Origin of the sequence: Pseudomonas sp. EL_65y_Pfl2_R96, assembly GCF_963970905.1 — a bacterium.
In the GTDB taxonomy this organism is placed as follows: domain Bacteria; phylum Pseudomonadota; class Gammaproteobacteria; order Pseudomonadales; family Pseudomonadaceae; genus Aquipseudomonas.
This window is the reverse complement of record NZ_CAXAQH010000419.1, coordinates 1-426: the sequence shown is the minus strand read 5'-3', so window position 1 is coordinate 426 and position 426 is coordinate 1. Positions and strand designations below refer to the sequence as shown.

General features: G+C 63.1%; 1 protein-coding gene. It reads left to right on the top strand.

Translation table 11 applies throughout. The features are described 5' to 3' along the window. Positions 1 to 426: hypothetical protein (locus tag AACY49_RS31360; RefSeq protein ID WP_339528247.1), on the top strand; the 426-nt coding region annotated here is incomplete at both ends.

The following is a 426-nucleotide window of genomic DNA, read 5'->3' as shown; positions in this document are numbered from 1 at the left end:
GACCTACACCCCGGCTGCCAATGCCAACGGTACGGTCACCCTGACCATGTTGACCAATGACGGTGGCAACACGGGCACTGGTGGAGCACTGAGCGACAGCGACACGATCAACATCAACATCACCGCGCTCAACGACACACCGGTGAACACGCTGCCGGCAAGCTACACGACGAATGAAGACACCGCATTCAAGCTCAGCGGTCTGTCGGTGGCTGACGTCGACGCAGGCGCTGGCAGCATCTCCGTCACGCTCACGGTCGGCAGCGGCTCCTTAACAGCCGCGACAGCGGGCAGTGTCACGGTCAGCGGCTCGGGCACCGGCAGCATCGTGCTCACGGGTACCCTCGCCAACATCAACACTTACCTGGCCACGGTCGCCAACCAGCCGACCTACACCCCGGCTGCCAATGCCAACGGTACGGTCAC